At 46.3% G+C, this 11,963-nt stretch carries 13 protein-coding genes and 2 pseudogenes; 5 read left to right on the top strand and 10 right to left on the bottom strand.

The annotated features are described in order from the left end of the window. Positions 1-66 precede the first annotated feature (66 nt). The 5 genes and pseudogenes from ACFE93_RS13315 to ACFE93_RS13335 all read left to right on the top strand — a co-directional run bounded on the left by ACFE93_RS13315 (position 67) and on the right by ACFE93_RS13335 (position 4,071). Complete coding sequence (locus ACFE93_RS13315) at positions 67-267, top strand: hypothetical protein (RefSeq protein ID WP_375473734.1); 201 nt, start codon at positions 67-69, stop codon at positions 265-267. A 509-nt stretch (positions 268-776) separates the two neighbouring features. After that, positions 777-1,331: a hemerythrin HHE cation-binding protein gene (locus tag ACFE93_RS13320; protein WP_375473735.1), complete on the top strand. Its 555-nt coding sequence runs from the start codon at positions 777-779 to the stop codon at positions 1,329-1,331. Positions 1,332-1,815: 484 nt separating this feature from the next. Continuing rightward, positions 1,816-2,578 (top strand): annotated as a pseudogene (locus tag ACFE93_RS13325) (IS5 family transposase). An 87-nt stretch (positions 2,579-2,665) separates the two neighbouring features. Continuing rightward, positions 2,666-3,073 carry a nuclear transport factor 2 family protein gene (locus ACFE93_RS13330; RefSeq protein WP_375473736.1) on the top strand — a complete coding sequence of 136 codons (408 nt, stop codon included), beginning with the start codon at positions 2,666-2,668 and terminating at the stop codon, positions 3,071-3,073. A gap of 155 nt (positions 3,074-3,228) precedes the next feature. Next, positions 3,229-4,071 (top strand): annotated as a pseudogene (locus tag ACFE93_RS13335) (IS5 family transposase). Between the two features lie 314 nt (positions 4,072-4,385). Here the strand turns inward: ACFE93_RS13335 and ACFE93_RS13340 are convergent. The 10 genes from ACFE93_RS13340 to ACFE93_RS13385 all read right to left on the bottom strand — a co-directional run bounded on the left by ACFE93_RS13340 (position 4,386) and on the right by ACFE93_RS13385 (position 11,850). Next, positions 4,386-5,780: a mercuric reductase gene (locus ACFE93_RS13340; RefSeq protein ID WP_375473737.1), complete on the bottom strand. Its 1,395-nt coding sequence runs from the start codon at positions 5,778-5,780 to the stop codon at positions 4,386-4,388. A gap of 165 nt (positions 5,781-5,945) precedes the next feature. Then, positions 5,946-6,311 carry a hypothetical protein gene (locus tag ACFE93_RS13345; protein ID WP_375473738.1) on the bottom strand — a complete coding sequence of 122 codons (366 nt, stop codon included), beginning with the start codon at positions 6,309-6,311 and terminating at the stop codon, positions 5,946-5,948. 28 nt (positions 6,312-6,339) lie between these two features. Beyond that, positions 6,340-6,987, bottom strand: a complete 648-nt coding sequence (locus ACFE93_RS13350; RefSeq protein ID WP_375473739.1) for a cysteine hydrolase — start codon at positions 6,985-6,987, stop codon at positions 6,340-6,342. Positions 6,988-7,278: 291 nt separating this feature from the next. After that, entirely contained in the window at positions 7,279-7,515 is a 237-nt protein-coding gene (locus ACFE93_RS13355) for a DUF302 domain-containing protein (RefSeq protein WP_375473740.1), read from the bottom strand. Between the two features lie 52 nt (positions 7,516-7,567). Next, positions 7,568-8,047, bottom strand: a complete 480-nt coding sequence (locus ACFE93_RS13360) for a DUF1348 family protein (RefSeq protein ID WP_375473741.1) — start codon at positions 8,045-8,047, stop codon at positions 7,568-7,570. Positions 8,048-8,195: 148 nt separating this feature from the next. Beyond that, positions 8,196-8,441 carry an SDR family NAD(P)-dependent oxidoreductase gene (locus ACFE93_RS13365; protein WP_375473742.1) on the bottom strand — a complete coding sequence of 82 codons (246 nt, stop codon included), beginning with the start codon at positions 8,439-8,441 and terminating at the stop codon, positions 8,196-8,198. Further along, the gene (locus ACFE93_RS13370) at positions 8,438-8,833 is read right to left on the bottom strand and encodes a DUF6130 family protein (protein ID WP_375473743.1); all 396 of its coding nucleotides are present in this window, start codon (positions 8,831-8,833) and stop codon (positions 8,438-8,440) included. Before ACFE93_RS13370 ends, ACFE93_RS13365 begins: the two co-directional genes overlap by 4 nt. 82 nt (positions 8,834-8,915) lie before the next feature. Continuing rightward, positions 8,916-9,944 (bottom strand): alpha/beta fold hydrolase, encoded by a 1,029-nt coding sequence (locus ACFE93_RS13375; RefSeq protein ID WP_375473744.1) that lies wholly within the window; start codon positions 9,942-9,944, stop codon positions 8,916-8,918. 251 nt (positions 9,945-10,195) lie between these two features. Then, complete coding sequence (locus ACFE93_RS13380) at positions 10,196-10,717, bottom strand: cytochrome P460 family protein (protein ID WP_375473745.1); 522 nt, start codon at positions 10,715-10,717, stop codon at positions 10,196-10,198. Between the two features lie 137 nt (positions 10,718-10,854). Then, the gene (locus tag ACFE93_RS13385) at positions 10,855-11,850 is read right to left on the bottom strand and encodes an alpha/beta hydrolase (protein ID WP_375473746.1); all 996 of its coding nucleotides are present in this window, start codon (positions 11,848-11,850) and stop codon (positions 10,855-10,857) included. Between the last annotated feature and the right edge of the window lie 113 nt (positions 11,851-11,963).

The raw sequence follows: 11,963 nt of genomic DNA on the forward strand, positions 1-11,963 counted from the left end.
TGTATCTACAATTAAACCACTATCAACTAATCACACAGTACAGACTTACACCCCGAAGCAAAGGAGATGTGCAGGCTGTTTGCTGAAGTCATCCGAGAGCTTCGGCTCGAACGCTACGTTCTCATAGGCCACTCGATGACCAGGAATGGCAAAGGTATTGAGAATCAAGACCGCATTATTGGCTTAATGTTCTTACTCACATTGGCTTTACGGGTATTTACCCTTGTGGAGTTTGTCGTGCGACAGGCTCTCCAAGAATGTCAATAGTCTCTAGTTGGTCTTTATGATGGCAATCCTAAACGAGCCACTCTTCGCCCTTCTACGGAACAACTGCTCAAGACTTTTTGTAACATTCAACTCTTTATTTGTTACCGAATTTTACCATCTTTATTACTCCTTTTTCACCTCTCCAGCGACACATCCTTTCAGTGATGAAATTGCCGGAGTCTCTTTATCTGCTACATCGTCGGCAGTGCAAGACTTAATTCCTTCTCTCCTATTGAAAATACCACAGTGTTTGAACTGTTTTTACTTGATTAACTAGTGCAAGACTTAATTCCTTCTCTCCTATTGAAAATGAGTGAACCGACAGTTACTAACTGGCAAAAATAGACCTTATCGCATGTAACTTTCTAGAAAAAGGCTGAAACATACTTACTAAACTTGATATAAATCTTTCTGAAGAGGGACGGACTTACTCAAACCTCACGAGAAGATGGAAAAAGTGAGGAGAGCTTGTCATAACTGATAAAACCTGTAGTCTGGAGTTAATAATAATGACCAATGTGACAAATATAGCAACTAAGCTTGCTGATCTAAAGCTTTTTCAGAATGTTCTGTTGGAAAGTGAGCAAAAGTTAATAGCACAGACGGACGACAATACGATTTGCGAGCGGCTCGAAGGAATGATAAACAGCGATCGCTTAAATCTCGGCGTTATTGAAGCAGCTATTTCTAGATACGGCAACGCAGCAGAACCTCGCGACATTACTCAACAACATGCCCAGAAGGTAAGCCAAATGATGAGCGGTTCCGAGCTAACTCTGTATGACAAGTACTTACAGCTTGAGTTGCTAAAGCATCAACAGACAATGACCGGGCTGGTTCTACACAAGGTTGCCCAGTCCTTGAATGATGATCTTCAAGATTTGATGGAACCGCTTAACCGAGTTAATTTTGAAAATCGCGCTCACCAAGAGATTCTTAAAGGCGTTCTTTACTTCGTTGGAACGCGAGAGATAGCTGGTAAGGAACCTGACATGGGTCTGTGGGCTAGCATTGAACAGGGAATTGCAGCCCTTAAGGGTGCTGTAAGCAGCGCGGTAAGCTAGTAGCAATGAGTGGCAGAGGGCGCGTCATTCATGGGAGCGTGATAGATTCATTTGATTTATGCTACATTGAAGCATACTTTTCAAGAGTGAATCATCATCTCACTTGAAGCTTGCGAACAACTCCTTAAAAAATTGAATGAAACGCAGATGTTAAGTGATGAAGTTCGGGAAGCCGCAATGACTTGGTAATGCTTACAACTTGTTTTCTCAACGACTGGATAAAATGCTTCCTTCAAAGCAGGCATGAGAGGTTTTAAGAAATCGTGATGTTTAGCCAGATTGAGACGCTGGGTGGTCGCTTGTCTGTTTTTGATGCTCAAGTGCTGTCGGCTGAGCAGAAAGAGCTTTACGATTTAATCTGGGTCAAAAATCGGCTTGATTACGGATCGAGGCGATTATAATTTTAGTTCGGTACAACTAGGGCGTGTCATCAATTAGGTAAACTGAAGTCAGTGATGCTTGGGATAACCCAAATAGAGTTCTAATGACTCGACGTTATGCGCTACGAGATGACCAGTGGGAGAGGATTAAAGACTTACTACCTGGACGATTTGGGTATGTGGGGGTGACAGCCAGAGATAATCGGTTATTTGTGGAAGCAGTGCTGTACCGTTATCGAGCAGGGATACCCTGGAGAGACCTCCCAGAGCGATTTGGAGATTTCCGAGTGATTCATACCCGTTTTAGCAGATGGTCAAAAACAGGGGTTTGGGAAGGAGTGTTTCAGCACTTGGCAGACGATGCCGATAATGAATATGCGATGATTGACTCCACAATTGTCCGCGCCCATCAGCATAGTGCTGGTGCAAAGGGGGGGAGCCATCGACTGAAGCCATTGGTCGAAGCATTGGTGGATTGAGTACCAAGATTCATGCTGTAGTGGATGCGTTGGGCAACCCACTAAGCTTCTACCTGACACCAGGGCAAGCTTGTGACTTTGATGGAGCCGACCAACTGCTACCCAACATTGTTGCTGACACAGTTTTAGCAGACAAAGCCGATGATGCGGATGAGCGAGTAATTGAGCGGCTGATTCGGCACAGGGTAAAACCGCAGTGATTCCCCCCAAGCGTAACCGTAATCACCCTCGTGACTACGACCAAGATTTGTACAAAGCTCGTCACCTGATTGAAAACTTCTTTGCCAAACTCAAACAGTATCGGGCAATTGCGACGCGCTAGGACAAACGCGCTGCCAACTTTCTGGGTGCAATTTATCTTGCTGCTTCTATTATTTGGCTCAATTGATGACACGCCCTAGGGCTTAACGTAACGATCTGGTCAATGCGACTGTTTCAAAATCACTAAAGTGAAAAGGATGAAAAAAGTGGTGTTATGATTACCTATGAGACTGTTCGCAACATATTCAAGCATTTAGAAAGCGACACGTCCGAAAAATTTTTTGACTTTGTTGCAGATGATGTGAAATGGACTGTGTTGGGTACACAACCCCTCGCAGGCAATTATCAATCGAAAACTGCGTTCCAGCAAGCGACCTTCTCACGGCTTAATCCTTTATTCAGCGGGGGTTTGAAATTGTTCACGCGCGATGTCTTCGTTGATGGAGACACTGCGATCGTAGAACTTTACACCCAAGCGATTGCGAAGAGTGGTGTTCAGTTCAATAACGAATACTGTTGGATCTGCCAATTTTGCGATCAGCAGATTGTCAAAGTCCGTGCTTACTTAGACTCAGCCTTGGTCACTAAGGTCATCGAAGCAGGAACAACCGACGTTAGATGAGATCGCAAGTCGATTAAATCATTGGAGAACTGCGTAAACAGACTCACGATCACCATCTCCAATATCTTAAGGAAAACGCCGCCAAAATGCACATTAGACCTCTTGCAAAAGTCTCATGAGCGTGGGACAAGTAGGTTAGAACTTTCTTTACATCTATGACCTACGAAAAGGTAAAAAATCTCAAACCGGAAGAATTCAAACGCTTGTGTGGTGTGCATCCTGAGACTTTTACTCAGATGACAGAGGACGGGCTTTCGCGTTCAAAAACAAAGCTGAAAACAGGGCGACCAGGTAAACTGAGCTTAGAAAACCAATTGTTGATGACATTGGAGTATTGGAGGGAGTACCGCACCTATTTTCATATTGGCCAATCAAGGTGAGTCAACGAGTCAACAGCATATCGTATCATTAGAAAAATCGAAGATATTCTCATCAGTTCAAGAGAATTTTCGCTTCCTGGGAAGAAAAAGCTTTCCTACCAAAATTATCAGATAGAAGTAGTGGTGGTGGATGTTACGGAAAGCCCGATAGAACGTCCTAAAAAAAACAGAAACAGTTCTATAGTGGTAAAAAGAAAAGACATACATTAAAATCTCAAGTTGTCGTAGACCAAAGTACAGGAGAAATCCTCTGTACCGCACATGGTAAGGGAAAAGAGCATGATTTTCGTATCTTCAAAAATAGTAAAGTTAGGTTAAGAAAAGATATCGAATGCTTGGGTGATAAAGGATATCAAGGAATTCATAAACTTCATGCCAAGAGCCGAATACCAAAAAAGAAACCGCTTAGGTGGTGAACTCAACCGTGAAGAGAAAAAAAGTAATCAAGAGTTAGCCAAAGTCCGAGTTGTGGGTGAGCATATCAATCGAAAACTGAAAATATTTAAAATTTTGTCTGACCGTTATCGCAATCGTCGAAAAAGATTTGCTTTGAGATTTAATCTCATAGCTGGTTTGTACAACTATGAGCTTCGTCTCCCCAAAACTCAATCTGCTTAAATGACTTTTGCAAGAGGTTTATTGGTTAGCGATGGCTGTTGTAACTCTGTGGCAGGGAGCGCGTTGGTGGTGAGGTAGTGTGTTCCTGTCGCCTTGCGTCGGAAAGCAACTACCGAACCCGTAAGGGGGAAGTTGATGCCAATCTACCCATTAGATGTGCTTATCAGCATCGTAGCGCACAATATAGTAATCTTGTCCGCATTCCCGGCAGAAAACAAGGGGATAAAGTAGGCAGTTGTCTGTGGTTGTATATGACCTTCAAGAGTGAAATATCGTTTATTTGATAAGTCCTTAGGTCTGCAATTGCTGTCTTTTTACAACTTGGAAAACAATATATTTAACCCCTCGGTCATCGTGGGATGAGTCAAAATACCATCGTGCAGAACGGTGTAGGGCATCTGAGCTTGCATCACCATCTGCACCGTTGAAATCACTTCACCTGCTTCATGACACAACAAAGAACACCCTAGAATACGATCTGTATCTGTATCCACGATCGCCTTCAAAAGTCCATCGGTTTGACCGAGTGTTCTTGCTCTAGGAACGGCTGACGCATCCACCTTCGCCACACGGATAGCATATCCTTGTTGCTGTGCTTCAGTTTCGGTTAAACCCACCTGCGCCAGTTCTGGATCGATGAACAGACAGGATGGAACCAGGCGATCCCGTGTACTACGGTTGCCCCCATCAATTAAATTAGCTTTGATAATGCGAGAATCATCGAGCGATATATGAGTGTATTGCGGGCCACCGTTGATGTCGCCTAACGCCCAAATCCCCGGAATGTTCGTCTCTAAGCGATCGTTGACTTGAATAAATCCGCGTGTATCACTTGCCACACCAGCAGCAGCTAAATTTAAGCTATCGGTATTCGGCGCACGACCAACGGCGACGAGCAAATGCGACCCCTGGAGGGTGATTTCACGATCAGCAACTTGGATTTGCAGGATGGTTTCATTATCAGTGCGATCAACCCTCAACACCTTCGCCTTCAGCAAGAATTCAATACCATCTTGTTCCAGTAATGTTTGAACTGCGATCGCTATATCTGGATCTTGCTGTGACAGGATTTGCTCACTTTGCCCAATGACAGTAACACCAGAGCCAAAGCGCCGAAACATTTGGGCAAACTCTAAACCAATATAGCCACTACCGAGAACGATCAGGTGTTCAGGCAGGTGTTCTAGCTCCATAATCGACTCACTCGTTAAAAACTCAACTTCTGTGAGTCCGGGAATGGATGGAATTAACGGTCGTGTGCCTGTATTAATAAATAACCGTTCGGTGGTAAGTAAGCGATTATTCCCCTCAGTCGTCGTTACTGCGATCGTTTTGGGAGCAACAAACCTTGCTTCGCCAATGATCAAGTTGTTATCCAGAGCCGTTTCTAAATTGTGCAAGTTCATTTCACGCGCAGATTGCACAACCGATCGTTTTCGTTGGATCACCTCTGCTAAATTAACGCTGGGTGTGTTGGTTTTAACCCCATAAACGGCACTGTTTCGCACTGTGTTTGCTACATTGGCACTCGCCACCATAGTTTTAGTAGGAATGCAAGCGATATTGATGCACCCACCACCAATCATATTTAAACTGCGTTCAACCAGAGCAGTTTTACGTCCGTCAGCGACTAGTGCTGGTGCAAGTGTTTTACCCGCCTTGCCGCCGCCGATAATAATGTCGTCATAGTGTTGAGTGTCCACTTCCATATTCTTTGAGTTTGATAAGGTGAATACGATGTCTAGAAGGTGTTGCGAATTTTAAAAAACTGGCTGACTGAGAAGGTTTTAGCGATAACGTATTTTTTGACGAGCGTAACTCAAGATGCTTGCCCTAGCTGGGTTTCCAAAAGTTCATAAGATCCGCTAGAAGATTCAACTTTTTCTACAAGCTTGCCGCATCAAGATACGGTTGTTTTTATACACCTCTAAAGTTCCAGACTGCGAGTTATCTAACGTGCCATCCCACACCCAATATTCATAATTTCTATTCCGAAACTTATATACTCGAACACCTTCTGTCGCTTGGCTAGTTCCTTTACCCAAACTTAAATTACCGTTGGGATTGGTCGCGCGATAGAGCAGTTCACCGTTCGTATAATTCTGCCAAATATTGATGTTATAACCACCCTGGCATTTTGTACTTAGGATGATCCCAGCAGTAGAATCAGCAGAAGCTCTTAAGGAAAAATTAGCTAAGATACTGATTGGCAGAGCAAGAAGTAACGCAGATGTTTTCATAAGTGTTATAAAATTAATGAGTTTGACATTACTGCATTGCTGCTACAACTTCATCTGTAGAAAGGACTGCATTGGCGATATACCCAAAGTTGATCAGTGCTGCCTTATAGCCGTCACCCAGTTCCGGATGTCGAGGAGCAGCTGTTGCATCCTTGACGACAACGACCTGGAATCCCTGCTCGAGCAATTCGCGTAGGTGAGCTTCAACACAAAGATTTGCCAACATTCCAAGTAGAATGACTTTGCTGATGTTGCGTTTACGTAGTTGCAAAACGAGGTCGTTAGTTTGCGGCCCATAGACTTTGTGGGGACTGGCGATAATCGTCTTGCCATCTTCAATGAAGGACTTATAGCGATCAAGCCAGTCAGCACCCGATCCCAGGAATCCATCGAGGCTGAACGCACCACGGCGATCGAACTCCTTAATCTCAAGCATCATTTGCTCTAAGTTTCCGGCAAATTTCCAACTATGGTCGGTAGGGTAGTAATAGTGAGGGGAGATAAAAACCTCGAATTCATTCTGCTTCGCGGCTTTGAAGATTCTCTCGATGTTCTCGATGGTCTTGTTATCCTTAACACTCTCACCCACCAAATCCCAGGAAACCCCTTTTTCGCTCAAGACATCGTTTTGCGGATCGATGACGACTATTGCGGTGTCATTCTTGTTGATGTTCATGGTTTTTCTCCTTACTTGTTGATTTTCACCGTTCTCTTTCTTAAAAACCACCCGCCATATATAGCGTTTTCCCAGTGATTCAAAATCAGAATATCTTGGTTGCCAGGGCGATCGAGGTAGGCGAATTATCTGGCAGTAGTCACCCCATTTCAGACTTTGACACCACTACCTAAATGCTGTTTCAAAAACGCCAAGGTGCGATCGCGTGCTAATTCTGCGACTTATTTGCAATAAGTGGAACTAAGTGCTTGATAGATTAAAGGTGCAATGATAGCGATATTTTTCACCAACTCATCCCAGGGCGATCGTTGGTTCTGCCACCATGAGGGAAGTTCCGGCTTTCGGGTTGCCAAACAGCAACAGCTGTGTAGGACACAAGTTTAATCCGACTTTTTCGGCTTCAGCCTGTTGATCGATGCGGGCAAAAATGGTGATGCCTTTTACCTGAAGGACGGCTTCTAATCGATCAATGGTTACAGGCACTGAATATTGACTGAGCTGGCTAATGATGCCGTTATTTGCATTCATAGCAGTGGACTTCTTGTAGGATAAAAAATGGGTGATATAATCGTTGGGCTTTTCAAAGATTGAGGTCTGACAATCCGGGATGATCGTCAGGACGACGACCTTGTCTCCAGTAGTATTTGCGTTCGCTTTGGTGAATTGGCAGGTCGTTGATGCTGGCAATACGCCATCGCATGAATCCGTCTTCGTCAAACTCCCAATTTTCATTGCCGTAGGAACGGAACCAATTGCCAGCATCATCATGCCATTCGTAAGCAAACCGGACAGCAATTCGATTGTCTTGAAAAGCCCAAAGCTCTTTGATCAGACGGTATTCCAATTCTTGAAGCCACTTACGTGTTAAGAACTCGACGATCGCCTCACGACCAGATAGAAATTCTGAGCGGTTGCGCCAATTGCTATCCGACGTGTAAGCGAGTGATACTAGTTCAGGGTTACGTGTGTTCCAAGCATCCTCTGCGATTCGGACTTTTTGGATAGCGGATTCATTATCGAAAGGCGGCAGGGGTCGTCGAGGATTTTCGGGGTTGTTCATAGTATGTAAGCGGAATGTCACTAAGATAAGGCAGTTCTTGCTGGAAGTAGAAGGGAATATTGTAAAATGCAAGGGAAAGCTTGTGGTCAAAGGATTTTATAACTCCAGCAAGACAGCCCTGTGCTTCCTGCCTCACCCTAATAAAGAGCTAAACAAGCGTGCCCTTCACAAAAAGACCTTCGACCTCTGCTTTTTTGGTAACATCTGCCTGTAGTGCGATCGCCTTTCCATCTGCGCTGGTAATTTCATCAACCACGCGATCGGTTGCTTTTTTACTAGAGGCGTAATTGACAACTACAGCTGCACCTTTGGTTGCCAGATGTTTGGCAATTGAAGCACCAATTCCTTTAGATGCCGCCGTCACAATTGCGATTTTTCCGTCTAGTTTTTTCATGATGATTTCTTAGGATCGGGCAGCGTGAACTTCACAGTTTCACTGGTGATTACTTTGTGCATGGGGTCAGCTAGTTCGATCAGCACCTTGTGCGCGCCAGGTTCCAGTCCGACCAAGATCACCGTTTCCCCACTGGAATCGACAAAGTGCCACGGCGCGTCGTCAACGGTGATGTGGATATGACCGATGCGCGGCGATACTTCGAGGGCACCTTTGCCAAACACTGGTAACACACGCAAATTCTCCGTCCGGTACTGGATGAAAACGCGTCCCTGTGCTAGTGGTTCGGGAAGCGGTGGATCGACAATCAGCTTGGGTGGTGCTTCGTTTTTGATCGCAATCAACGGTGATGGTCCGATAATGTCCCTAGCGCTCGGTGTGTGGGTGTTCATAGCAGGTAAGTACCTGAGAGTAGTTTATATAACGATCCATTTGAAGGTGAAGCGGTGCAGAGTCATCGCTCTAGAGAAGCCATTAACGTTTCTTTGATGCGAGTTCCCAGACCGCAGTTGCGAATGCTTTCGGATCTTCCTGGGGCAGGTTATGACCGACGTTTGGAATGACCCGATGCTGACGTTCGCCGCTAAACTTCGCTGCCGTTGATTTCCCATCGGTTGCTGGCACGACACCATCTGCGTCCCCGTCCAGCGTGATCGTCGGCACCGTAATCGTCGGTTGCGCGGCGAGTCGCTGCTCAAGTTCCTCATACATGGGATAGCTGGCAGCAAGTCCAAGGCGATGGCGGTAGGAATGAATGACGACCTCCACATAATCGGGGTTGTCGAAGGCGCTGGCGTGTTGATCGAGCATTGCCTCGTCAAAGTGCCAGTTAGGCGAATTGCGAGTCCAGAGAATCCTCGCAATCTCACGTCTGTTAGCCGTCAGTCCGGCGCGTCCGCGCTCAGTCTGGAAATAGTATTGGTACCAGATCCCGGATTCGATCGCGGGTGAAAGTGGCAGCCCTGTCTTGGCAATATCCTGGATCAGGTAGCTATTGACGGACACCAGACCTGTGCATCGTTCAGGCCAGAGAGCCGCAACAACGCAAGCGGCTCGTCCACCCCAGTCATAGCCAGCAAGCACAGCACGGTTTAGCTGCAATGCATCCATCAAGGCGATCGCATCGACACCGATGGCGGCTTGCTGCCCGGAGCGTGGTGTGGCGCTGTCGAGAAAACGGGTTGATCCATGTCCCCGCAGGTAGGGAGCAATTACCCGACATCCGCGTGCAGCAAGCATTGGTGCAACGTCAATGTAGCTATCGATGGAATACGGGAACCCATGCAGCAGCAATACTGGAGATCCATCGCTCGCTCCTGCTTCGTAGTAACCGATGTCGAGGACACCCGCTTTGATCTGCTTGATAGGAGTAAACCTAAATTCAGATCGTTTGGGCTTGTCGAAGCTTGCGTGTGCGGTACCCATAAATGCCATTTCTGTGAAAATGCTTGCTGCTGCCGTTCCCAAAAAGCGGCGGCGGTTGTGTTTAATTGCTTTGAACATGGGATTTGTTCATTGAATTGGTGGATGAGGCGATCGGGTGGAACGCAGTGCCCAAAAGCGACGGCGATGATAGTTGATTCTTTCAGACATTTGTCAATCTCCTTAGTTTGATCGTTGATTTCTGTGGACTGCTGCGCATTCGTGCGTAGCGGGACTGGCAGGAGGTTAGCTTCGGATGTGCTACCTGACATCTATCTCGGTGTCACAAAACTCGCTAAAACTCACGATGTTGGCTAACGCACCTTCGGCATTCAAGGCGCGTAATGCGTAAAGACAAAGTCGCGAGCTTTGACGCTTGCATGGCAGGAAAAGCAGCTGTGTACCGCTACGTCAGCGGGTTTGCCGTCGTTAAATTGAGCGAACCCCCAGCCGCCGTCCGAGGTGTATTTTCTTGAGTCCTTGACCATAAACTGAACCCCCTCCTTGGGTGGCCCAGCTACGTAAGATTGGAGACGGCCAAAGGCTTTGTTGTTTTCCTCCGATGGGACGTAACTCCAGGCGAGCCGGGCAATGATTGTGCCGTTCGGGAACGGAAGCTTCCCTTCCCGGTATGCCTTGATCGCTACGTCGTTGCCCAATTTGGCGCGTATATCGTTGAGGTCGCCTTTTTCGCGGGCTACGGAGATCAACGTCCAGTCGCGGTATCCGGGGGGGATTTTGCCTCCGAAGATTGGGGCGGCCACTCCATTAGCATGTCGAGATGGGGGAACCATGCAGATAACCACGCCAGCCACCATTACAACTGCAACCAGCAATAAAGCGATCCGTCTCATACAGTGCCTTCTTCAAATATGCGCTATTGAAATTACCTCATGGAGAATAACAAGAAAATCCGGAGATAGGGGAGACGCAAAGACTCTTAATCAATTTTTTAGCTCTTTGCGTCACCGCATCTTCCCCTCTCTGCATCCTATTGCAGATGTTTCTTCAATTCAGCAGCAGCTTGAACAAACAGAGAGCGGACTTCTGGCAGCTCGGCTAAACCATTGAGCAGTCCAAAGTCATGAATCATGCCGTTGTACTGCACCGTTGTCACGTCTACCCCAGCTTCATCGAGCTTGCGTCCATAGGCTGTGCCTTCGTCATGCAAAATATCGCTCTCTGCAACCACAATTAATGCTGGAGGCAAGCCTTTGAGTTGCTCAACCGTCGCTTGTAAGGGAGATGCGTAAATGTCTTTGCGCTTTTCTGGGTCAGTGATGTACATGTCATACATCCATTTCATCGTTGGTACGGTTAAGAACCGCTTGTCGCCGAACTGATGATAAGAATTCGTTTCAAAATCCGCATCGACGATCGGCCACATCATGATTTGTAGCTTGATGTGTGGTCCTCCTTTTTCTTTCGCCTTCAAAGTAGTGACTGCTGTCATATTTCCGCCGACACTGTTGCCGACCACTGCCAGATTCTTGCCATCCACCCCAATCTCCTCACCATGCTCGGCAACCCATTTGGTCGCAGCATAAATCTCATTGATCGCCTGTGGGTATTGAGCATCTGGCGTGCGAGTGTAGTTGACAAAGACACCTGCAAACCCTGAAAGCACAACCAGATCGCGCACCATGCGCTTGTGTGTTGGATAATCCCCCAACACCCAACCACCACCATGAATAAAGATGAAAACAGGCAATGTGCCTTTGACGCCTTCCGGTCGCACGATATTGAGCGTAATCGAATAACCGTCAGCGATAATTTTCTTCTCAGACTCTTCAATGCCTGAAAGGTCTACTGGAACAGAAGCCTGTGCATCCACGAGTACTTGACGTGCTTCGAGTGCAGTGAGTGTCTCCAGTGGCACACCTCCTGAATTCAGCACTTTCAAAAATTCCTTCACCCCACTGGAAAGACGTGGATCATCTGCAACTTCCAAAATTTTTGCTGCTGGCGAGTTTGTTTGAGCAACCATGACATTCTCCTTTGATAAGTAGTAAACAATCTGTTGAAATGACACTGTTAAGTGAATTGATTTAACAGTGATACTTGATTCAGCAGTGATTGTGGAATGGCAATCACTTTCTA

It is taken from the genome of uncultured Nostoc sp., from assembly GCF_964247315.1.
Lineage (GTDB): Bacteria > Cyanobacteriota > Cyanobacteriia > Cyanobacteriales > Nostocaceae > Nostoc.

Excerpts from the sequence above, each read along its gene's own strand:
- ACFE93_RS13345 (WP_375473738.1), bottom strand. The coding sequence starts at position 6,311 with ATGAAAACATCTGCGTTACTTCTTGCTCTGCCAATCAGTATCTTAGCT.
- ACFE93_RS13380 (WP_375473745.1), bottom strand. The coding sequence starts at position 10,717 with ATGAGACGGATCGCTTTATTGCTGGTTGCAGTTGTAATGGTGGCTGGC.
- ACFE93_RS13355 (WP_375473740.1), bottom strand. The coding sequence starts at position 7,515 with ATGAATGCAAATAACGGCATCATTAGCCAGCTCAGTCAATATTCAGTG.
- ACFE93_RS13330 (WP_375473736.1), top strand. The coding sequence starts at position 2,666 with ATGATTACCTATGAGACTGTTCGCAACATATTCAAGCATTTAGAAAGC.
- ACFE93_RS13350 (WP_375473739.1), bottom strand. The coding sequence starts at position 6,987 with ATGAACATCAACAAGAATGACACCGCAATAGTCGTCATCGATCCGCAA.
- ACFE93_RS13315 (WP_375473734.1), top strand. The coding sequence starts at position 67 with ATGTGCAGGCTGTTTGCTGAAGTCATCCGAGAGCTTCGGCTCGAACGC.
- ACFE93_RS13360 (WP_375473741.1), bottom strand. The coding sequence starts at position 8,047 with ATGAACAACCCCGAAAATCCTCGACGACCCCTGCCGCCTTTCGATAAT.
- ACFE93_RS13320 (WP_375473735.1), top strand. The coding sequence starts at position 777 with ATGACCAATGTGACAAATATAGCAACTAAGCTTGCTGATCTAAAGCTT.
- ACFE93_RS13340 (WP_375473737.1), bottom strand. The coding sequence starts at position 5,780 with ATGGAAGTGGACACTCAACACTATGACGACATTATTATCGGCGGCGGC.
- ACFE93_RS13375 (WP_375473744.1), bottom strand. The coding sequence starts at position 9,944 with ATGTTCAAAGCAATTAAACACAACCGCCGCCGCTTTTTGGGAACGGCA.
- ACFE93_RS13370 (WP_375473743.1), bottom strand. The coding sequence starts at position 8,833 with ATGAACACCCACACACCGAGCGCTAGGGACATTATCGGACCATCACCG.
- ACFE93_RS13385 (WP_375473746.1), bottom strand. The coding sequence starts at position 11,850 with ATGGTTGCTCAAACAAACTCGCCAGCAGCAAAAATTTTGGAAGTTGCA.
- ACFE93_RS13365 (WP_375473742.1), bottom strand. The coding sequence starts at position 8,441 with ATGAAAAAACTAGACGGAAAAATCGCAATTGTGACGGCGGCATCTAAA.